Here is a 20,315-nt window from a genome sequence, read left to right as displayed (position 1 = left end):
GGCCGGTGCTGCTGCGGGGCGCGCGGGGCTCGTCGGCCACGCGGGCGCGGGCGTCGCCTGCTGCCCGGCGGCGGGGCGCGGCGCGTTCGTCGGGTCGAGGGACGTGTCGCGGATCGACCGCCGCGACCGCGTCGACTGCTCGTCGGCGGGCACGGACCACGACGGGACGCCCGCCTGGCCGTCCGTCTGCTCGCGCATCGACCGCCGCGACACCGAGCCCGGCGCCGTCGGGTCCTGCTCGGCGGCGCGCTCGAGCTCGCGACGGCGGCGTCGCTCTCCCGGTTCACTCATGACTGACCTCGATACAACCTGTGCTTCGCGATGTACTGGACGACCCCGTCGGGGACGAGGTACCAGACCGGCTGCCCGGCACGCGCACGCGCGCGGACGTCGGTCGAGGAGATCGCCAGGGCAGGGACCTCCAGGATGCTCACCCGGTCGGGGGGCAGGCCCTCGACGGACAGCGTGTGCCCCGGTCGGGTGACGGCCACGAAGTGGGCCATGGCGAACAGCTCCTCGGCATCCTTCCACGTGAGGATCTGCTCGATGGCGTCGGCCCCCGTGATGAAGTAGAGGTCGGCGTCGGGACGCGCGGACTTGAGGTCGCGCAGCGTGTCGACCGTGTACGTCAGCCCGGGACGCTCGACGTCGACACGGCTCACCGTGAACCGCGGGTTGGACGCCGTCGCGATGACCGTCATGAGGTACCGGTGCTCGGCCTCGGTCACCGACTGGTCCTGCTTGAACGTCGGGTGGCCCGTGGGCACGAACACGACCTCGTCGAGGTCGAACCGTGCGGCGACCTCGCTCGCGGCGACCAGGTGCCCGTGGTGCACAGGGTCGAACGTGCCGCCCATCACCCCCAGGCGTGGCCGCCGCTGCGTCATCGGTCCCGAGTCCCCGCCGCGCTCAGTGGCGCGTCCCGACGCTCCGGAACGCGAAGGTGAACAGCAGCATGGCGGTGAGGCCGACGAACGCCCCGACGCCGAAGACCACGGGCGAGAACGGCAGCTCGTTGGTGTGCGCTGCGGCTTCCTCGGCAGCGGCGATCAGGACGCTGTGCACGGCGTTCCTCCTGGTGGGTGTGCGCGGAGCGACAAGTGTCGCACGGCAGGCTGTGACGTCAGGGCCGGACGTGCCCGTCGCCCTGGACGACCCACTTGGTGGTCGTCAGCTCGGCGAGGCCCATGGGGCCGCGGGCGTGCAGCTTCTGGGTGGAGATCCCGATCTCGGCGCCGAGACCGAGCTGGCCGCCGTCGGTGAACCGCGTGGAGGCGTTCACCATGACGGCCGCCGAGTCGACCTCGGCGACGAACCGCTCGGAGGCGGCGAGGTCGCGCGTGACGATCGCCTCGGTGTGACCGGAGCTCCACCTGCGGATGTGGTCGAGCGCCTCGTCGAGGTCCTCGACGACCTTCACCGCGAGGTCGAGCGACAGGTACTCGGTCGCCCAGTCCTCGTCGGTCGCCGGGACGGCGGACACCTCTTCCGGGGCGAGCGCGAGCGTCGTCTCGTCCCCGTGGATCGTCACGCCGGCGTCGGCCAGCGAGGCGAGCGCGGCGGGCAGGAACTCGTCGGCGACCCCCTGGTGGACGAGCAGCGTCTCGGCGGCGTTGCAGACGCCCACGCGCTGCGTCTTGGCGTTGAGGATGATCGGCAGCGCGACGGCCAGGTCGGCGCTCTCGTCGACGTACACGTGCACGTTGCCGACGCCGGTCTCGATGACGGGGACGGTCGACTCGCGCACCACGGTCGCGATGAGGTCCGCTCCCCCGCGCGGGACGAGCACGTCGACCAGGCCGCGCGCGTGCATGAGCGCGACCGCACCGGGCCGCCCCCACGCGTCGATGGACTGCACGAGCGCGCCCGGCAGCCGCCGCGCGACGAGCGCACGGGACAGCACGTCGACGATGACGGCGTTGCTGCGGGCCGCGGCCGAGCCGCCGCGCAGGATCACGGCGTTCCCGCTCTTGAGCGCGAGTCCGGCCGCGTCGACCGTCACGTTGGGCCGCGCCTCGTAGATCATGCCGACGACACCCATGGGCACGCGGAGCTGGCGCAGCCGCAGACCGTTGGGCAGCGTCGAGCCGCGGACGACCTCGCCGACGGGGTCGGGCAGCGCGGCGAGCTCCCGCAGCGCGTCGGCGATCCCGACGATCCGCTCGGGCGTGAGCTCGAGCCGGTCGAGCAGGCCGGCGGGCAGCCCGTCGGCGCGGCCACGCTCGAGGTCCTCGGCGTTCGCGGCGACGATCTCGGCGGTCGCCTCCACGAGGGCGTCGGCGAGCGCGTGCAGCGCCGCGTCCTTGGTGGCACGCGTCGCGGTGGCCAGCGCCCGGGAGGCGACCTTGGCCCGCTCGGCGACCTGCCGGACCTGCGCGGCGACGTCGGTCGTCGCGCTCTCGCCGGCCTGGTCGTGCAGCGGGACGTCGAGCGATGCGGTCATCCCGTCAGGGTAGTCCGCGCCGGAACCGTGCGGTCGAGCCGTCCACCGGGGCGACGGGCGGCCCGGTGCACCGCTCCCTCATGCCCGCGTGCGGCCCTCGCCCGCCGGGTCGTCGACGTCGAGACCGAACGCGAGCAGCGTGCCGCCGTCCACGACGCGCGTCTCCCGCTCGGGCAGGCGCACGAAGCCCAGCCCTTCGTAGAGGCGGTGCGCGGCGGTCATCCGCGGGCCGGAGTTCATGACGACGCGCCGCAGGCCGCGCGCCCGGGCGAGGTCGACGACGAACCGCGTGAGCTGCGTCCCGATCCCCCGCCCGCGGGCGTCGGGCGACACCGCGAGCAGCCGGAAGTCGAGCTCCCCCTCCTGGCCGAGCGGCGAGATGTGCCGTCCGGCCCGAGGGGTCGCGACGGTCCCCAGCAGCGCACCCGTGGCGCGGTCCTGCGCGACCCAGACCTCGTGCTCGGCGGCACGCGCGGCGACGTCGGCCAGCGACGCGCGGTACGTGTCGCTGAGGTCGTCGTCGTGCGCGTACGCGGCGACGGACAGGCGGGCGACCTCGTCGTGCTCGTGCGGCGCGACCAGGCGTACGAGGACCCCGGTCCGCGTGAGGTCGTGCGTGTACACGACGAGCCTCCCGACGCCGTTCCCGACGACGACCGTCTCGCGGGCGGGAGCCCGCTCGAAGCCGAGGCGCTCGTACAGGCGGTGCGCGACGACGTTGCGCGCACCCGTGTCGAGCACGAGCGCGCGCACGCCCCACGCCCGCGCGCGGTCCAGCGACGCGGCCACGAGTGCCGCACCCACGCCGCGGCCGCGGGCCGACGTGTCCACCGCGAGCAGACGGATCTCCGCCTCGCCGTCGCGCGCCTGCCGCGTGAGGCCGTGGCCGGGGCGCAGCAGGCTCGCCGTCCCGAGCAGCCGGTCGGCGTCGGCCGCGACGAGCAGGTCACCGGCGCGCGCCCGGGTCGCCGCGTCGCGCAGCAGCCGGACGCGCTCCGGGTCGGTCGCCGGGCCGTACGGGCCGTCGTCGAACGCGCGCTGCGTCAGACGACCGACCGCCTCGTGCTCGTCGGCGGTCGCGGTCCGCACGACGAACGGCCGCGTCGCGGACGCGGGCGGGGCACTCGTCGGGAGCGTCGTCGTCGTCACGCGGGCACGCCCGGCGTGTCGTCGCTCGGCACCTGGTCGACGGGCAGGCCCGCGTCCTTCCACGCGGGCGCGCCGCCCTCGACGTGCACGACGTTCGTGAACCCCTTCTCGCGCAGAGCTGCCGCGACGGGCCCCGAGCCACGCACCGATCCGCACACGACGACGACGGGGGTGTCGACCGACACGACGGGCACCGCGCGGGCCGCCGCGGCGAGGTCGAACGCGTCGTCGACGGCGTACCGGTCGACGACCGTGGCGCCCGGCAGCGCGCCGGTCGTCGCGCGGCCCGCGTCGCTGCGGACGTCGACGAGCACGGCACCGGCGGCGACGGCCGCGGCCGCCTGCGCGGGCGTGACGAGCGGGGCGAGCGCCCCGGCCTCGTCGAGCGTGAGGTCCTGCGCGGGTGCGGTGGATCGGGTCACGACGGTCTCCTCGGTGCGGGTGGGACGGTGCGGATGTGGGGTGCAGGGGTCGGGTCGGCGCCGGCGTGCGGCCGCCGGTCCCGAGGCGTCAGCGCAGGGGGAACCCGCGCGCGCCGAGGTGCTCGCGCAGCCGCTCGCGGCCGTGGAGCGACCGCGGACCGGACAGCCGCGCGAGCAGCCGCTCGACCCACGAGTGCTCGAGGCCCTCGTCGGCGTAGAACGCGCCGATCCGCTGCTCGTACTCGTCGACGACGTGGTGCGCGGCCTCGTCGTACGCCTCGTGGTGCAGCACCGCCGCCTGTGGCAGCCGCGGCTTGACGCGCGCACCCTCGGACGGGTCGGGGTGCCCGACGACCAGGCCGAACGCCGGGAAGGCGTGCCGCGGCAGGCCGAGCAGGTCGGCGACCTCGGTCGGGTGGTTGCGCAGCGCCCCGATGTACACCGTGCCGAGGCCGAGCGACTCCGCGGCGAGCGTGGCGTTCTGCGCGGCGAGCGCGGCGTCGACGAACCCGACGACGGCCGTCTCGAGGTACTCGGCACCCGCGGTCGGCGCGTCGTGGCGGGCGGCGACGGCGTGCGCGCGGGCCAGGTCGACGAGCCAGACGAGCAGCACGGGCGCCTGCACGACGTGCGCCTGGTCGCCCGCGAGCGCCGCGAGGCGTGCGCGGCGCTCGGCGTCCCGCACGGCGACGACGCTCCACAGCTGCAGGTTGGAGCTCGTGGCGGCGGACTGCGCGGCGGCGACGAGGGTCGCGAGGACGTCGTCGTCGACGGCGTCGGGCAGGTAGCGGCGGACCGACCGGTGCGCGAGCTGCTGCTCGACGACGGGCGTGGTCAGGACGCGCGCGGGCGCGGCACCGCCGTAGCGCTGGTCGAGCGTGACGTCGTGCTGGAGGTCGACGGACATGGTGGCTCCGTGGGTCGGTGACGCTGCGGCGGCGTGGTCGCGGTGCAGCGGCCGCAGGCTCCGTGCGCCGGTCGGGCATGTCAACGGACGACCGCGGGCGTCTCACGACGCGGGACCAACCGGCGGACCGCACGTCCGCATCATGAGACGGCACGGAGCGGCCATTGACCACCCCTGCCCCGCTTTCTACTTTCCGGCCGGTCACGAGACCCGACGACAAGCCCTGGCTGGTCGGGCGGCAACCCTCCGCACGTGGCGGGGTGCTCCAGGTGATGACCCGGCACGGCGCCCCCGCCGCGCAAGCACGTACGTCGACCACGCGCACCCGTCCGCGCACCGAAGGAGTCCCCCATGACCTCCGCACCGCCGCAGGCGGCCGCGTCGTGACGCGGTACCTCGCCCGCCGGCTCGGTCTCGCCGCCCTCGTCCTGTGGGCGGCCTGGACCGTGTCCTTCCTCGTCCTCTACGCGCTGCCCGGCGACCCGGTCTCGCTCATGTACGGCGGCGAGTCGAGCGACGTCACCCCCGAGCAGCTCGACGCCCTGCGCGCCGAGTACGGGTTCGACCAGCCGCTCGCGGTGCAGTACGTGACGCACCTGCTCGACGCGGTGCGCGGCGACCTCGGGACGTCCGTCGTCAGCAAGCAGCCCGTCACGACGCTGCTCGCCCAGGCCCTGCCGCCGACCGCCGCCATCGCGGGCGCCGCGCTGCTGCTCGCCGTCGTCGGCGGTGGGACGCTCGCTGTCGTCGCGACCGCGACCCGCAGCCGCGCCCTCGCGGGGTTCCTGCTCGCGCTGCCGCCGCTCGGCGTCGCGATCCCCTCGTTCTGGTTCGGCCTGACGCTCGTGCAGTGGTTCTCGTTCCAGCTGCCGATCTTCCCCGCGCTGGGCAACCAGGGGCTCGCGTCGGTCGTGCTGCCCGCGGTCACGCTCGCCCTGCCGACCTCCGCGATCATCGCCCAGCTCCTGTCGCGCAGCCTGCTGCACACCCTGCGGGAGCCGTACGTCGACACCGCCGTCGCCAAGGGCGCCGGCCGGGCCCGCGTGCACCTGCGGCACGCGCTGCGCAACGCGGCGCTGCCCGCACTGACCGCGACCGGGCTGGTCGTCGGCGGGCTGCTGTCGGGCGCCGTCGTCACCGAGACCGTGTTCTCCCGGGCGGGCCTCGGCCGGCTCACCGCGACGTCCGTCGCCGCCCAGGACATCCCCGTGGTGCAGGGCGTCGTGCTCGTCGCCGCGACCGTCTACGTGCTCGCGAACCTCGCCGTCGACGTCGTGTACCCGCTGCTCGACCCGCGCATCGTCACCGTCGGGCGGGCCGTGCCGACGCCCGCCGAGCCCGACACCGCCGAGCCCGACACCGCCACGCCCGCCGACGTCGCCCTGCCCGCCCCGCGTGCTGCGGAGGACGACGGGGCCGCGGTCCCGGTCGGCGGCGGTCACGACGCCCGCACCGGAGGTGCCCGATGAGCACGATCGACAGCCTGACCAGCGCCGGCGCGTCGCGCCCTGACGGGTTCGTGCCCACCGCGCTCGACCCGGACACCCGCGCGGACGACTTCACGTCGACGTCGGCCGACCGGTTCGCCGACGCCGTCCGGGAGCACGACGACGAGCTCACGCACCGCGGCGCCTGGCTCACCCGCCTCGAGGACCTCGTGCGGCGCCCCGGCCTCGTCCTCGCGCTGCTGTGGTCCGTCGCCGTGCTCCTCGCCGCGTTCGCGCCGAGCCTGCTCGCACCCGGCGACCCCCTCGTGGGCGTGCCCGCCGACAAGCTGCAGGCGCCGTCCGCGGCGCACTGGTTCGGCACCGACCAGCTCGGCCGCGACCTGTACACGCGCGTCGTGCACGGCACGCAGCTCACGCTCCGCGCGGCACTCGTCGCCGTCCTCGTCGGGCTCCTCGTCGGCGCCGTCGTCGGGCTCGTGGCGGGCTTCGTGGGCGGACTCGTCGACGACGTCGCGATGCGGGTCGTCGACGTGCTGCTCTCCATCCCCGCACTGCTGCTCTCGCTCGCCCTCATCACCGTGCTCGGGTTCGGGTCGGTCAACGTCGCGATCGCCGTCGGCCTCGCCAACGTCGCGTCGGTGTCGCGCATCATGCGCTCCGAGGTGCTGCGCGTCCGGACGTCCGGCTACGTCGAGGCGTCCCAGGCGGGCGGAAGCCGCTGGTGGACCGTCCTGCTCGGCCACGTGCTGCCCAACTCCGTCGGCCCGGTCGTCGTGCTCGCCGCGATCGAGCTCGGCGCCGCCGTCCTCGCGGTGTCGTCGCTGTCGTTCCTCGGCTACGGCGAGCCCCCGCCCGCACCCGAGTGGGGCGCCCTCGTCGCGGGCGGACGCGACTACCTGCGCACGTCGTGGTGGCTGACGACGCTCCCCGGCCTCGTCATCGTCGCCACCGTCCTGTCCGCCGGCCGCATCTCGCGCGCGCTCGACGGCGACCCCGGGAGGAACCGATGACCGCCACGACCCTCGCCACGACCGGGCACGACGCACCCCCGACCGCGCGCCTGCTCACCGTCGACGGCCTCGCCGTCAGCTACCGGACACGTCGCGGCGACGTGCACGCCGTGCGCGACGTGTCCCTGCACGTCGACGCCGGCGAGACCGTGGCCGTCGTCGGCGAGTCCGGCTCGGGCAAGTCCACCACCGCCGCGGCCGTCGTCCGGCTGCTCGCGCCCGGCGCGCGCATCGACTCCGGCCGCATCGACCTGCTCGGGCACGACCTCGCGACCGCGTCGCCCCGAGTGCTGCGCACCGTCCGCGGCGCGCTCGTCGGCCTCGTCCCGCAGGACCCGACCGTGTCGCTCAACCCCGTGAAGCGCATCGGCGAGCAGGTCGCCGAGGTGCTCGTCGTGCACGGGCTCGCCGACCGGCGCGGCGCCGCGCTCGAGGCCGTCGAGGCGCTGCGCCGCACCGGCCTGCCCGAGCCGGAGGTCCGCGCCCGGCAGTACCCGCACGAGCTGTCGGGCGGCATGCGCCAGCGCGTCCTCATCGCGATCGCGCTCGTCGCCAAGCCCCGGCTGCTCGTCGCCGACGAGCCGACGAGCGCGCTCGACGTCACCGTCCAGCGCCGCATCCTCGACCACCTCGACGACCTGACGTCCGCGACCGGCACGGGTGTCCTGCTCATCACGCACGACCTCGGCGTCGCCGCCGACCGCGCCGACCGGATCGTCGTCATGTCGCGGGGGCGGGTCGTCGAGACCGGCACGCCCGACGAGGTGCTCGGCGCGCCCCGCGAGGCGTACACGCGGGCACTGCTCGCCGCGGCACCGTCGCTGCGCGGCGCTCGTCGCCCGGACGTCGGCACGGCGGCGGGCACGACGTCGGGACCGGCGGGCACCGCTGGCACGACCGACACGCCAAGCACGGCGGAGGACGCGGCCACCGCGCCCGCCCGGTCGGTGCCGGGCGCGGCGCACCCCGCACCACCCGCGGCGCTCGAGGTCCGGGCACTCGTCAAGGACTTCCCCCTCCCCCGCGGCGGCGCGCTGCGGGCCGTCGACGACGTGTCGTTCGCCGTGCCGCGCGGGCGGACCCTCGCGCTGGTCGGCGAGTCGGGGTCCGGCAAGTCGACGACCGCGCGGCTCGCGCTGCGCCTCGCGGAGCCCACGGCCGGCACCGTGCACGTCGACGGCGTGGACGTCACACGCGCCCGGGGCGCCGACCTGCGCGCGCTGCGCCGCCGCCTGCAGGTCGTGCAGCAGAACCCGTACGCGTCGCTCGACCCGCGCTGGCCCGTCGAGCGCATCGTCACCGAGCCGCTGCGCGCGTTCGGCGTCGGGACGCGCCGCGAGCGCGCCGGGCGTGCCGCCGAGCTGCTCGACCTCGTCGCCCTGCCGTCGTCCGCCCTGCAGCGCCGCCCCGCCGAGCTGTCGGGGGGCCAGCGCCAGCGCGTCGCGATCGCCCGCGCGCTGTCGGTCCGGCCCGACATCGTCGTCCTCGACGAGCCCGTGTCCGCCCTCGACGTGTCCGTGCAGGCGCAGATCCTCGACCTGCTCGCCGACCTGCAGCGGGACCTGCACGTCTCCTACCTGTTCATCTCGCACGACCTCGCCGTCGTCCGGCAGGTCGCGCACGACGTGGTCGTGCTGCGGCACGGGCGGGTCGTCGAGCGGGGCGACGTCGAGCAGGTCCTGGCCCGCCCCGAGCACCCGTACACGGCCGAGCTGCTCGCCGCGATCCCCGGCGCCGCCGCGCGTGCGCACGCCACGGGAGGTGAGCGATGACCGCCTGTTGTCCCCGCCCCCGGCGCTGACGCGTCCGGCCACCGCCCCACCACCCGCACCATCCCCACCTGGAGAGACCCCCATGTCGCAGTCCCCCGTCCGTGCGCGCACCCTGCGCGTGGCCGCCTCGGCGGTCGCGCTCGGCCTCGTGCTCGCCGCGTGCAGCTCGACCGGCACGACCGGCGCCGAGCCCTCCGCCACCGCGTCCGACGCCGCCCCCGTCGACGGCGGCGACCTCGTCTTCGCGATCGGCAACGACCCGATCTCGATCAACCCGTCGGGCATCGGCTCCGGCAACGACACCCTGTACGTCACGCGCCAGCTCGTCGACTCGCTGCTCTGGCAGGACCCGGCCGACGGGTCGCTGGAGCCGTGGCTCGCCTCGGCGTGGGAGTCGAACGCCGACGCCACCGCGCACACGTTCACGCTGCGCGACGACGTGACGTTCTCCGACGGCACCCCGCTGACGGCGGAGTCGGTCAAGGCGACGTTCGACGACATCGTCGCCGCGGGCGCCAAGAGCGGCGCGGCGCCGTCGTTCGTCGGGTACGCCGGCACGACGGTCGTCGACGAGCACACCGTCACCGTCGCGTTCTCCGCGCCGAACGCCGCGTTCCCGCAGGCCACGAGCACGGTCGCGCTCGGGGTCGTCGCCGCCTCGACGATCGCGGTGCCGTTCGACGACCGCGCGAGCGGCCAGGGCGTCGTCGGGACCGGCCCGTTCGTGCTCGACCACTACACGAAGGACACCGAGACGGTCCTCACCGCGCGCGAGGACTACGCGTGGGCGCCCGAGGCCCGCGCGGGCGCCGGCGCACCGCACCTCGACTCGGTGACGTTCCAGGTCGCGCCCGAGGCGAGCGTCCGGACGGGCTCCCTCACGTCCGGCCAGGTCCAGGTCATCGGCGGCGTCCAGCCGACCGACATCGCCGTCCTCGAGCAGTCCGGTTTCCCGCTGGTGCACCGCGCCAACCCGGGGATCACGTTCGGCCTGACGTTCAACGGCGCCTCGCCGCTGGGCAGCGACCCCGTCGTGCGCGAGGCGATCGGCCTCGCGATCAACCCGACGGAGATCCGCGACACGGCGCTCGTCGACGGCTTCGCGGTCGCCACGAGCGTCCTCGCCTCCACGACCCCGGGCGTCGCCGACGTGAGCGACCACCTGACGTCGGACCCGGACGCGGCCGCCGAGGTCCTCGAGGACGCCGGCTGGGCGAAGGGCACCGACGGCATCTACGCGAAGGACGGCGTCCGGCTCGCCCCGACGCTCGTGTGGATCACGAACTTCTCGCCCAACCAGACCTCGGTCGAGCTCATCCAGTCCGAGCTCAAGGCTGTCGGGATCGACGTGACCCTGTGGTCGGGCGCGGTGCCGGACTTCCAGGCGAAGCTCAAGGCCGGCGAGTTCGACCTCGTGTGGGGCAACCTGTCGCGCGCCGACGGCGACGTCCTGCGCACGCAGTACTCGGTCGCGGCGACGAACTTCTACCGGATCGACGACCCGACGCTCGAGGCCCTGCTGCAGGAGCAGCTCGCCGCGGGTGACCCGGCCGCCCGGGACGCGGTCCTCGCCGAGGCGCAGGAGCGGCTCGTCTCGGAGCACTGGGTGCTGCCGGTGCACGAGCTGACCACCTACCTGGGCCTGTCGCCCGACGTGCACGAGGTGCAGCTGGGCGCCGACTCGCGCCTCGACCAGCTGACGACCACCTGGCTCGCCGACTGACCCAGACGCCGGACGACCGACGGCCCGCCGGAGCACCCGGCGGGCCGTCGTCGTCGTGTCCGGACGGCCGTCGCGGACGACCCCGTGGAAGCGTGGGGACCTCAGCCGACCGGAGCCGGAGCCGGCCCGCGGCGGCGCCGGACGAGCACGAGGTCGTCGCGGTGCACGAGCTCGCGGTCGTAGCCGGGGCCGAGCGCGGCCCGCAGGTCCGACGTCGAGCGACCGAGCAGCCCCGGCACCTCTTCGGACGCGTAGGCGACGAGCCCGCGCGCGACGACCACGCCGTCGGGTCCGACGATCTCGACCGGGTCGCCCGCGTCGAACGTCCCCTCGACCCCGGTGACCCCGGCGGGCAGGAGCGACGTGCGCCGCTCGACGACGGCCCGCACGGCCCCCTCGTCGAGCACCAGACGCCCGTGGGTCCGCGCGGCGTGCGCGAGCCAGAGCAGCCGGATGGACGACCGCCGGCCGGTCGCGGCGAACCACGTGCCGACGTCCTGCCCGGCGAGCGCGGCACCGGCCTGCGCGGCGGACGTGAGGACGACCGGGATGCCGGAGTGCGTGGCGATCGCGACCGACTCGAGCTTCGTCACCATGCCGCCCGTGCCGACGGCGCTGCCGCGCGAGGACACGTCGATGCCGTCGAGGTCGCGGGGGCCTGCGACGTGCGTGAGGCGCCGCGAGCCGGGCCGCGACGGCGGACCCGTGTAGAGCGCGTCGACGTCGGTGAGCAGCACGAGGGCGTCGGCGTGCACGAGGTGCGAGACGAGCGCGGCGAGGCGGTCGTTGTCGCCGAACCGGATCTCGTCGGTCGCGACGGCGTCGTTCTCGTTGATCACCGGCACGACGCCGAGGGCGAGCAGCCGGGTCAGCGCTCGGTGGGCGTTGCGGTAGTGGCCGCGGCGCACCGTGTCCTCCGCCGTCAGCAGCACCTGCCCGACCCGCAGCCCGTGGTCGGCGAACGCCTTGGTGTAGTGCGCGACCAGCAGGCCCTGGCCCACCGACGCCGCCGCCTGCTGCGTCGCGAGGTCGCGCGGGCGGGTCGCCAGGCCGAGCGGGCCGATCGCGGCCGCGATCGCGCCGGACGAGACCAGCACGACCTGTCCCCCGGCGTTGCGGCGCGCCGCGAGCACGTCGACGAGCGCGCGCAGGCGGTCCGGGTCGAGCCGGCCGTCGGGGCTGGTGAGCGACGACGAGCCGACCTTGACGACCACCCGCGCCGCGTCGGGCAGCTGCTGGCGGTCGTGCAGGGCGGCGGCGGTCACGTCCGGCATTGTGCCTCGCCCGGACCCCCGGGCTCGCGACCATCCGCGCGCCGGACGGCCGTCCGCCGCTCGTCGGACCGGGATCGGTCACGCCGCCCGACGCCGCGCGGTCCGCGGCGCCGCACGGTCTGCGGCGCCGCCCCTGCTCAGTCGTCCTTCGCCGCGTCCGTCCAGACGCCGTGCTGCCGCTCGGTCCAGAGCTCGTCGCGGGCGACGCTCTTGGCGTCCATCCGGTCCTTGTACTCCTGTCGCTTCTCGCCGCGGGTCGGACGCGACCGGTCCTCGAGGCGCACGTCGGAGCCGCGAGGGCCGCCGAGCAGCTCGGAGCCCGTCATGAGCGTCGGCTCCCAGTCGAAGACGACGGCGTTCGTGTCGGGGCCGATCCGCACCTCGTCGCCCGCGACGGCACCGGCGGCGAACAGCCGCTCCTCGACGCCGAGCCGCGCCAGGCGGTCCGCGAGGTACCCGACGGCCTCGTCGTTCGTGAAGTCGGTCTGCCGCACCCAGCGCTCGGGCTTCTCGCCGCGCACCGAGAACCAGACCGCGCCGCCGCCCTCGCGCCGCGTCACCGTGAACCCGGCGTCGTCGACGGCCTTGGGACGCAGGACGACGCGCGTCGCCTCCGGCTGCGGGGCCTCGCGGCGCGCGGTCTCGACACGCTCGGCGAGCGCGAACGTCAGGGGCCGCAGGCCCTCGTGGCTCGCCGTCGACACCTCGAACACCGCGAGCCCGCGGGCCTCGAGCTCGGGCCGGACCAGCTCGGCGAGGTCGCGCGCCTCGGGCACGTCGATCTTGTTGAGCACGACGATCCGCGGGCGCTCCGCGAGCGGCACCCGACCGCCCTCGATGCCCAGGTCGCCCGCGTACGCGGCCAGCTCGGCCTCGATGACGTCGAGGTCGGACACGGGGTCGCGGTCGGGCTCGAGCGTCGCGCAGTCGAGCACGTGCACGATGACCGCGCAGCGCTCGATGTGCCGCAGGAACTCCAGGCCGAGCCCGCGCCCCTCGGACGCGCCGGGGATGAGACCCGGGACGTCGGCGACGGTGTACCGCGACGACCCGGCCTGCACGACACCGAGGTTCGGTACGAGCGTCGTGAACGGGTAGTCGGCGATCTTGGGGCGGGCGGCGGAGATCGCGGCGACGAGGCTCGACTTGCCCGCGCTGGGGTACCCGACGAGCGCGACGTCGGCGATCGTCTTGAGCTCGAGCACGACGTCGGCCGTCTCGCCGGGCTCGCCGAGCAGCGCGAAGCCGGGGGCCTTGCGCCGCTGCGAGGCGAGCGCCGCGTTGCCGAGACCGCCACGACCACCCGCGGCGGCGACGAAGCGCGCCCCGACGCCGACGAGGTCCGCGAGCACCTCGCCGTCGGGACCCTTGACGACGGTGCCGTCCGGGACACCGAGCACGAGGTCGGGGCCCGTCGAGCCCTGTCGGTGGTCGCCCATGCCCTGCGTGCCGGACGCGGCGCGCCGGTGCGGCAGGTGGTGGAACTCGAGGAGTGTCGTGACCTGCGGGTCGACCTCGAGGATCACGGACCCGCCGTTGCCGCCGTTGCCGCCGTCGGGCCCGGCGAGGGGCTTGAACTTCTCGCGGTGGATGGACGCGCAGCCGTGCCCACCGTCTCCGCCGGTCGTGTGCAGCACGACCCGGTCGACGAATGTCGCCACGGCTGTCTCCTGTCCTCCGCCGGACGTCCGACGGTTCTCGTTCGATCGTCACACGACGAAGGGGCGCACCGCACCGGTGCGCCCCTTCGTCGACTGCTGTGGTGTCGTCAGACCTCGGCGGGCGCGACGATGTCGACGACCTTGCGGCCGCGGCGCGTGGCGAACGCCACCGCACCGGCGGTCAGCGCGAAGAGCGTGTCGTCGCCGCCACGGCCGACGTTGTTGCCGGGGTGGAAGTGCGTGCCGCGCTGGCGGACGATGATCTCGCCGGCCTTGACGACCTGACCGCCGAAGCGCTTGACGCCGAGGCGCTGCGCGTTGGAGTCGCGACCGTTGCGCGAGGAGCTCGCGCCCTTCTTGTGTGCCATGACGAACCTGCTCTCTAGCTGCTGCGTAAGTCGGGGGCCGCGGCGTCAGTGCGCCGCGGGGAAGCTCACTTGATGCCGGTGACCTTGATGCGGGTCAGCTGCTGACGGTGACCCTGGCGCTTGCGGTAACCGGTCTTGTTCTTGTACTTGAGGATGTCGATCTTGGGACCCTTCTCGTCCCGCACGACCTCCGCCGTCACCTTCACCTTGGCCAGGGCCGCGGCGTCGGTGGTGACCTTCTCCCCGTCGACGAGCAGGAGCGCCGGCAGCTCGACCGTCGAGCCGGCCTGCGCGGCGAGGCGGTCGACGACGACGACGTCGCCCACCGCGACCTTCTCCTGGCGGCCGCCAGCCTTCACGATCGCGTACACCACGTTGCTGCTCATCTCTGCTCGTCCAACTACTGAGGTCGAATGCTCGTCTGCCCGAACCCTGCTCGCGCCCGCGCACGCCCCACGGCTGACCGGTGGACCGGTCCCTGTGGGAGTCGCGTCGGCGCCGCTGCGGCGGCACACGTGACCAGCGCGCACACGACGCGCCGACGTTCTAGGGTACGGACCCCACGACGCAGGGTCAAACCTGACGGGCACGGGTCGGCGTCCCCCGGCCCCGACGTGACCGAACGCACAGCGTACGCCCCCGGTCAGCGGGCCGCGGCCCCCTGACGGTCGGGCACCGGCGCGAGCCGCGACTCCAGCCCGCGCACGACGACGTCGACCCCGAACGCGAAGCGCTCCTCGGCGTCGCCGCCCGGGCCGCGCCCGACGGACCCGCCGCCCTCGCTCCCCTCGCCGCCCGCACCGGCTGCACCGGCCCGCACGGCCGCGGACTGCTCCTCGACGACGAACCCCTGGATGTACGCGAGGAGCGTGCCCCACGCGCGCACGGCGTCCGCCGGGTCGAACCCGGCGTCGACGAGGATCGTCAGCGGCAGCTCGATCCAGCCCGCGAGGCGCTCGTCGGTCACGTAGGTCCCGCTGAACACCCGGGCCCCGTCGCGCCGCGACAGCAGTGCCGCACGGAACCGCTCGGCCGACAGCCGGACGCAGTCCTGCCACGGCTCGCCGTGCAGGGCCCGCAGCTCGTCGTCGGCCTGCGCGATGAGGTCGCGGAGCATGGTGGTCGCCATCTCGTCGAGCAGCGCGGCCTTGTTCGGCACGTGCCAGTAGAGCGCGGCGGCCTGCACGCCGAGGTCGCCCGCGAGCCGGCGCAGCGTGAGGCCGTCGAGCCCGACCTCGTCGAGCAGGTCGAGCGCGCGCCGCACGATCCGCTCGCGGTCCAGCCGCTGCGCCATGCGCGCTCCCTCCGTGCTCGCCCCGGTAGGTCGCAGGGCCTGTCCATCATTCCCCATGCAGAGCCCGGCCCCTTGACAACTGAACATCGTTCAATGAACCTGAACATCGTTCATTGAACACTGTTCAAGACTAGCCGGGAGGCCCCGCGTGCGCACCATGGTCGTCGTCAACCACCCCTACGAGGGCAGCTTCTGCCACGCGCTCGCCCACGCCGCCGCCACCGGCGCCCGACGCGCCGGCCACGACGTCGACGTGCTCGACCTCGACGCGACCGGGTTCGACCCCGTGATGCGCCGCGCCGACCTCGGCGCATGGCGGGCACGCACCACGCTCGACCCGGTGGTCGTCGACCTGCAGCGCCGCATCGACGCCGCCGACCACCTCGTGCTCGTCCACCCCGTCTGGTGGGAGACCGCCCCCGCGGTCATGAAGGGGTTCTACGACAAGGTGCTCGTGCCCGGGTGGGCCTACGAGGACGGACCTCTCGGGCTCCCCCGCGGCCGGTTCGCCCGGCTGCAGCGCGTCACCGTCGCGACCACCATGACCACCCCCGGACCCGCCTACCGGTGGGTCTTCGGGAACACCGCGCAGAAGGCGTCCGTGCGGGGCGTCTGGCAGAAGATGGGCGTGCCCGCCCGCTGGCTGAGCCACCCACGCGTCGCCGACGTGTCCCCGGAGCGTCGCGAGCGGTGGCTGACCCGGATCGAGGACCGGGCCGCAGGCGTCCGGCTGCGACCCGTCGTCGAGGTCGCCGTCGCCGTCGGCTGACCGCGCACCCGCTCGGCGTGCGACCCGGGCACCCGCGACCTAGCCTCGCCAGATCGGGCACCCACGACGGTGAAGCAGGCCAGGCCGCACGCACGCCGCCCGCGGGGAGCGTCATGAGCCGGCACGACACCACCAGCACGCGCAGCACCGCCAAGGACGCGGCCCCCGCACCGGAGGACCCCCGCAAGCCCGACTCCCCCGACGACCTGCACGGGCCGTCCTGGCGCTACGTCGCCCGTCGGACGCTGCGCGAGTTCCTCAAGGACGAGTGCACCGACCTCGCCGCCGCGCTGACCTACTACGCGGTCCTCGCGATCGCCCCCGCGCTGCTCGCCGTCGTCTCCGTGCTCGGCCTCGTCGGCGACCCCGAGCAGACCCTCAACCGGGTCATGGACCTCGTGGCCGACCTCGGCGCCCCCGAGGACGCGGCGCAGACCGTCGAGCCCGTCATCCAGGCGGTGACCTCCAACTCCAAGGCCGGCATCGCGCTCGTCGTCGGCGTCCTGCTGGCCCTGTGGTCCGCCTCCGGCTACGTCGCGGCGTTCGGGCGCGGCATGAACCGCATCTACGAGGTCGACGAGGGGCGCCCGATCTGGAAGCTGCGGCCCGTCATCCTGCTCGTCACGCTCGCGCTCGTCGTCATCGCCGTCCTCGTCGTCGTCGCGATGGTGCTCTCCGGCCCGGTCGCACGGACCATCGGTGACGCCGTCGGCCTCAGCGACACCGCCGTCACGGTGTGGAACGTGCTCAAGTGGCCCGTGGTCGTCGCGCTCGTCGTCGTCGCGGTCGCGATCCTCTTCCACGCGACGCCCAACGTCCGGCAGCCGAAGTTCCGCTGGATCAGCGTCGGCGCCCTCGTCGCGCTCCTCGTCTGGGCGCTCGCGTCGGTCGCCTTCGGCTTCTACGTCACGACGTTCGCGTCCTACGACGCGACCTACGGCTCGATGGCCGGTGTGATCGTCTTCCTGCTCTGGCTGTGGATCAGCAACCTCGCGCTGCTGTTCGGCGCCGAGCTCGACGCCGAGCTCGAGCGGGGTCGCCAGCTCCAGGGCGGCATCGCGGCCGAGGAGACCATCCAGCTGCCGCCGCGGGACACCAAGGCGAGCGAGAAGAAGCAGGCGAAGGCCGCCGAGGACGTCGCGCGCGGTCGGGCGCTGCGGCTCGCGCACGGCGAGCCGGACGCCGACCAGGAGCACGACTCCGACTCCCCTCACCGGGACGGCTGAGCCCGGACAGCACGACGCCCGCGCGGCCGGAGCTGCGCGGGCGTCGTGCGTCCTGTCCTCAGGCCGTCGGGTCGGCGCCCTCGGCCTCGTCGGTCTCGTCCTCGTCGTCCTCGTCGGCCGCGGCGTCCGCGAACACGTCGGGCGAGACCGGCGTCAGCTCGAGCGACGGGTCCTCGGTCGGCTCGACGGCCACGCTGGCGGGCTCGGCGTCGGGCTCGGTGTCGTCCGAGACCACCGGCGCGGCGTCGTCACGCGCGACACCGCTCGCGGCGAGCGCCGCCAGCACGTCGAACGCCGCCGGCGCGGCGGGCGCCTCCGCCGCAGGTGCCTGCGACGCGTCGCCCGCCCCGAGCTCCTCGACCACCGCGACGTCGATCGCGATCGACTCGGCCGTCCCCGGGACGGCGTGCGTCACGGGCTGCTCGGGCGCACCGAGGTCGAGGTCCGCGACGGCCTGCGTCACGGGTGCGTCCTCGTGGTGGTGGTCGTGCTCGTGGGCGTGCGCCGCCGCGGCGGCGATCGTGGCGAGCGTGGCCTTCACGGCCTCGCGCGCCTCGGGCAGGACGGGGACACCGGGGTGCGGGGCGGCGACCGCGGGCTCCTTGGCGCCGCGCTTGCGGCGCGACCGCTTCGACTCGCCCTCGGCGGCCGCGGGCTGCGGGGCGCCCGCGTCCGGCCGGCCGTTCTTCTCGACGGGCTCGTCGTGCACGATGAAGCCGCGGCCGTGGCAGTGCTCGCACGTCTCGCTGAACGCCTCGACCAGGCCCTGACCGACCCGCTTGCGGGTCATCTGCACGAGACCGAGCGACGTCACCTCGGCGACCTGGTGCTTCGTCCGGTCACGGCCGAGGCACTCGACGAGCCGCCGCAGCACCAGGTCACGGTTCGACTCGAGGACCATGTCGATGAAGTCGATGACGATGATGCCGCCGATGTCGCGCAGCCGGAGCTGGCGGACGATCTCCTCCGCGGCCTCCAGGTTGTTGCGCGTGACGGTCTCCTCGAGCGTGCCGCCCGACCCGGTGAACTTGCCGGTGTTGACGTCGACGACGGTCATCGCCTCGGTGCGGTCGATGACGAGCGACCCGCCCGACGGCAGCCAGACCTTGCGGTCCATGCCCTTCGCGAGCTGCTCGTCGACGCGGTGCACCGTGAAGACGTCCTGCGTACCGGTCCACTTCGAGACCTTCTTCGCCAGGTCCGGCGCCAGCTCGTCGATGTACGACGAGATGGTCGACCACGCCTCGTCGCCCTGGACGACGAGTGCGGAGAAGTCGTCGTTGAAGATGTCGCGCACGACGCGGATCGCCATGTCCGGCTCGCCCTGCAGCAGCGCGGGCGCCGACGCGGTCCGCGACTTCTTCTCGATCGCCTCCCACTGGCCCTGCAGGCGCGCGATGTCGGCCCGCAGCTCCTCCTCGGAGGCGCCCTCGGCGGCGGTCCGGACGATGACGCCCGCGGAGTCCGGCACGACCTCGCGCAGGATCTTCTTCAGGCGGTTGCGCTCGATGTCGGGCAGCTTGCGGCTGATGCCGGTCATGCCGCCGCCCGGCACGTACACGAGGTAGCGGCCCGCGAGGGTGACCTGCGACGTCAGGCGGGCGCCCTTGTGGCCGATCGGGTCCTTCGTGACCTGCACGAGCACCGAGTCGCCCGACTTGAGGGCCTGCTCGATGCGGCGCGGCTGCCCCTCGAGGCCCGCGGCGTCCCAGTTGACCTCACCGGCGTAGAGCACGGCGTTGCGGCCCTTGCCGACGTCGACGAACGCGGCCTCCATGCTCGGCAGCACGTTCTGCACGCGACCCAGGTAGACGTTGCCGACCATCGAGGTCTGCGCCTGGTTCGAGACGTAGTGCTCGACGAGCACGCCGTCCTCGAGCACGCCGATCTGCGTGCGGCCGGCGCGCTCGCGCACGACCATGGTCCGCTCGACCGACTCGCGCCGGGCGAGGAACTCGGACTCGGTGATGATCTGGCGGCGGCGGCCCGCGTCGCGGCCCTCGCGGCGACGCTGACGCTTGGCCTCGAGCCGCGTGGACCCGCGCAGTGCGGTGACCTCGTCGCTCGCCGACCGGCCGCGCGGACGCTCGGCGGGCTCGCCGCCCTCGGCGCGGCTGCCCCGACGGCGACGGCGACGACGACGGCTCGACCCGCCCTGGTCACCCTCGTCGCCCTCGTCGGACTCGTCCTGCTGCTCGGGCTCGGACTCGGCGTCCTCGTCGGCGGCGTCGTCCTGCTCGGCGGCGTCCGTGCGGCTGCGGCGACCACGGCCGCCGCGGCGACGACGGCGGCGCTGACCGCCCTGCTCGTCGCCGGTCGTGTCGTCGCCGGTCGTGTCGTCCTCGTCGGTCGTGACGTCCTCGACGTCCGCGCCGTCCTCGGCGGTGGGCACCGTGTCCTCGGGGGTCTCCCCGGCCACGGCCTCGTCGACCTCTGCGGGCTCGTCGGCCGGGACGGCGGCGGCACGGCCACCGCGGCGGCCACGTCGCCGCGTCGGGCGCTCGGTCTGCTCCTGCTCGGCGGCGGGCTGCCCGGCGGCCTGCTCCGCCTGCTCGGCGGCGAGGCGCTCGGCCTCCTCGTGCTCCGCCCGGCGGGCGGCCTCCGAGATCGCCTCGGGCGACCCGGCGCTGGCCTGCGCGCGGCGACGGCGGGGGCGCGACGCGGACGGGTCCGGCGCCTGGAACAGGAGCGCGGTCGTCGCGAGGCGCGGGCTGGTCACGGCCGGCGGCTCGGCGGTGCGGACGTCGGCGAGCGCGGCGAGGACGTCGAGGGCGGGCGCGGCCTCGGCGGGCTGCGCGTCCTCGTCCTCCTCCTCGGTCTCCTCCGCGGTCGGCACGTCGGCCGGGGCC

Annotated in this window: 18 protein-coding genes, 1 pseudogene and 1 riboswitch; of the genes and pseudogenes, 6 read left to right on the top strand and 13 right to left on the bottom strand. The window is 74.9% G+C overall.

The window, feature by feature from the left end; genetic code table 11:
- From CBZ_RS11825 to CBZ_RS11800, 7 genes and pseudogenes are all read right to left on the bottom strand, one after another.
- Positions 1 to 291, bottom strand: a pseudogene (locus tag CBZ_RS11825) (hypothetical protein); the annotation flags it as partial.
- A complete protein-coding gene (gene nadD / locus CBZ_RS11820; RefSeq protein ID WP_130781743.1) occupies positions 288 to 887 on the bottom strand; it encodes a nicotinate-nucleotide adenylyltransferase in 600 nt (199 codons plus the stop codon). The gene nadD and the pseudogene CBZ_RS11825, both read right to left, overlap by 4 nt.
- Positions 888 to 909: 22 nt before the next feature.
- Complete coding sequence (locus tag CBZ_RS20895) at positions 910 to 1,065, bottom strand: hypothetical protein (protein WP_165446753.1); 156 nt, start codon at positions 1,063 to 1,065, stop codon at positions 910 to 912.
- 58 nt (positions 1,066 to 1,123) lie between these two features.
- On the bottom strand, positions 1,124 to 2,443 hold the full coding sequence (locus tag CBZ_RS11815) for a glutamate-5-semialdehyde dehydrogenase (protein WP_130781742.1): 1,320 nt from the start codon (positions 2,441 to 2,443) through the stop codon (positions 1,124 to 1,126).
- 78 nt (positions 2,444 to 2,521) lie between these two features.
- Entirely contained in the window at positions 2,522 to 3,592 is a 1,071-nt protein-coding gene (locus CBZ_RS11810) for a GNAT family N-acetyltransferase (RefSeq protein ID WP_218022759.1), read from the bottom strand.
- Positions 3,589 to 4,014, bottom strand: coding sequence for a rhodanese-like domain-containing protein (locus CBZ_RS11805; RefSeq protein ID WP_130781741.1), 426 nt, complete (start codon positions 4,012 to 4,014; stop codon positions 3,589 to 3,591). Before CBZ_RS11805 ends, CBZ_RS11810 begins: the two co-directional genes overlap by 4 nt.
- Before the next feature lie 88 nt (positions 4,015 to 4,102).
- Positions 4,103 to 4,921, bottom strand: a complete 819-nt coding sequence (locus CBZ_RS11800) for an NADPH-dependent oxidoreductase (protein WP_130781740.1) — start codon at positions 4,919 to 4,921, stop codon at positions 4,103 to 4,105.
- A gap of 199 nt (positions 4,922 to 5,120) precedes the next feature.
- A riboswitch (SAM riboswitch) is annotated at positions 5,121 to 5,232 on the top strand.
- 72 nt (positions 5,233 to 5,304) lie between these two features.
- On the opposite strand from CBZ_RS11800, the gene CBZ_RS11795 reads away from it, so the two are divergent.
- From CBZ_RS11795 to CBZ_RS11780, 4 genes are all read left to right on the top strand, one after another.
- Positions 5,305 to 6,390: an ABC transporter permease gene (locus CBZ_RS11795; RefSeq protein ID WP_246013305.1), complete on the top strand. Its 1,086-nt coding sequence runs from the start codon at positions 5,305 to 5,307 to the stop codon at positions 6,388 to 6,390.
- Positions 6,387 to 7,379, top strand: a complete 993-nt coding sequence (locus tag CBZ_RS11790) for an ABC transporter permease (protein WP_130781739.1) — start codon at positions 6,387 to 6,389, stop codon at positions 7,377 to 7,379. The genes CBZ_RS11795 and CBZ_RS11790 overlap by 4 nt, the downstream gene beginning before the upstream one ends.
- Complete coding sequence (locus tag CBZ_RS11785) at positions 7,376 to 9,151, top strand: dipeptide ABC transporter ATP-binding protein (RefSeq protein WP_130781738.1); 1,776 nt, start codon at positions 7,376 to 7,378, stop codon at positions 9,149 to 9,151. Before CBZ_RS11790 ends, CBZ_RS11785 begins: the two co-directional genes overlap by 4 nt.
- 82 nt (positions 9,152 to 9,233) lie before the next feature.
- A complete protein-coding gene (locus CBZ_RS11780; protein ID WP_130781737.1) occupies positions 9,234 to 10,874 on the top strand; it encodes an ABC transporter substrate-binding protein in 1,641 nt (546 codons plus the stop codon).
- Between the two features lie 101 nt (positions 10,875 to 10,975).
- Here CBZ_RS11780 and proB read toward each other — a convergent pair whose 3' ends face one another.
- From proB to CBZ_RS11755, 5 genes are all read right to left on the bottom strand, one after another.
- The gene (gene proB / locus CBZ_RS11775; RefSeq protein WP_130781736.1) at positions 10,976 to 12,148 is read right to left on the bottom strand and encodes a glutamate 5-kinase; all 1,173 of its coding nucleotides are present in this window, start codon (positions 12,146 to 12,148) and stop codon (positions 10,976 to 10,978) included.
- A gap of 137 nt (positions 12,149 to 12,285) precedes the next feature.
- On the bottom strand, positions 12,286 to 13,809 hold the full coding sequence (gene obgE / locus CBZ_RS11770) for a GTPase ObgE (protein WP_130781735.1): 1,524 nt from the start codon (positions 13,807 to 13,809) through the stop codon (positions 12,286 to 12,288).
- Positions 13,810 to 13,916: 107 nt separating this feature from the next.
- On the bottom strand, positions 13,917 to 14,177 hold the full coding sequence (gene rpmA, locus CBZ_RS11765; RefSeq protein WP_130781734.1) for a 50S ribosomal protein L27: 261 nt from the start codon (positions 14,175 to 14,177) through the stop codon (positions 13,917 to 13,919).
- 65 nt (positions 14,178 to 14,242) lie between these two features.
- Positions 14,243 to 14,551: a 50S ribosomal protein L21 gene (gene rplU, locus CBZ_RS11760; protein WP_174768669.1), complete on the bottom strand. Its 309-nt coding sequence runs from the start codon at positions 14,549 to 14,551 to the stop codon at positions 14,243 to 14,245.
- A 269-nt stretch (positions 14,552 to 14,820) separates the two neighbouring features.
- A complete protein-coding gene (locus CBZ_RS11755; protein ID WP_165446752.1) occupies positions 14,821 to 15,471 on the bottom strand; it encodes a TetR/AcrR family transcriptional regulator C-terminal domain-containing protein in 651 nt (216 codons plus the stop codon).
- Between the two features lie 157 nt (positions 15,472 to 15,628).
- Here CBZ_RS11755 and CBZ_RS11750 point away from each other — a divergent pair, with 157 nt between their 5' ends.
- Positions 15,629 to 16,240, top strand: coding sequence for an NAD(P)H-dependent oxidoreductase (locus tag CBZ_RS11750; RefSeq protein ID WP_246013308.1), 612 nt, complete (start codon positions 15,629 to 15,631; stop codon positions 16,238 to 16,240).
- A 113-nt stretch (positions 16,241 to 16,353) separates the two neighbouring features.
- Positions 16,354 to 17,466, top strand: coding sequence for a YihY/virulence factor BrkB family protein (locus CBZ_RS11745; RefSeq protein WP_130781730.1), 1,113 nt, complete (start codon positions 16,354 to 16,356; stop codon positions 17,464 to 17,466).
- Positions 17,467 to 17,524: 58 nt separating this feature from the next.
- Here CBZ_RS11745 and CBZ_RS11740 read toward each other — a convergent pair.
- A partial coding sequence (locus tag CBZ_RS11740; RefSeq protein ID WP_130781729.1) for an Rne/Rng family ribonuclease occupies positions 17,525 to 20,315 on the bottom strand: 2,791 nt, incomplete at its 5' end.

Origin of the sequence: Cellulomonas biazotea, from assembly GCF_004306155.1 — a bacterium.
GTDB lineage: Bacteria > Actinomycetota > Actinomycetes > Actinomycetales > Cellulomonadaceae > Cellulomonas > Cellulomonas biazotea.
The sequence above is the reverse complement of the archived record's forward strand: the minus strand, read 5'-3'. Positions and strand labels throughout refer to the sequence as shown.

Bases quoted from the DNA above. Each gene is read 5' to 3' on its own strand.
- nadD (WP_130781743.1), bottom strand. From the start codon at position 887: ATGACGCAGCGGCGGCCACGCCTGGGGGTGATGGGCGGCACGTTCGAC.
- CBZ_RS11815 (WP_130781742.1), bottom strand. From the start codon at position 2,443: ATGACCGCATCGCTCGACGTCCCGCTGCACGACCAGGCCGGCGAGAGC.
- CBZ_RS11800 (WP_130781740.1), bottom strand. From the start codon at position 4,921: ATGTCCGTCGACCTCCAGCACGACGTCACGCTCGACCAGCGCTACGGC.
- CBZ_RS11790 (WP_130781739.1), top strand. From the start codon at position 6,387: ATGAGCACGATCGACAGCCTGACCAGCGCCGGCGCGTCGCGCCCTGAC.
- CBZ_RS11785 (WP_130781738.1), top strand. From the start codon at position 7,376: ATGACCGCCACGACCCTCGCCACGACCGGGCACGACGCACCCCCGACC.
- CBZ_RS11780 (WP_130781737.1), top strand. From the start codon at position 9,234: ATGTCGCAGTCCCCCGTCCGTGCGCGCACCCTGCGCGTGGCCGCCTCG.
- proB (WP_130781736.1), bottom strand. From the start codon at position 12,148: ATGCCGGACGTGACCGCCGCCGCCCTGCACGACCGCCAGCAGCTGCCC.
- rpmA (WP_130781734.1), bottom strand. From the start codon at position 14,177: ATGGCACACAAGAAGGGCGCGAGCTCCTCGCGCAACGGTCGCGACTCC.
- CBZ_RS11755 (WP_165446752.1), bottom strand. From the start codon at position 15,471: ATGGCGCAGCGGCTGGACCGCGAGCGGATCGTGCGGCGCGCGCTCGAC.
- CBZ_RS11750 (WP_246013308.1), top strand. From the start codon at position 15,629: ATGGTCGTCGTCAACCACCCCTACGAGGGCAGCTTCTGCCACGCGCTC.
- CBZ_RS11745 (WP_130781730.1), top strand. From the start codon at position 16,354: ATGAGCCGGCACGACACCACCAGCACGCGCAGCACCGCCAAGGACGCG.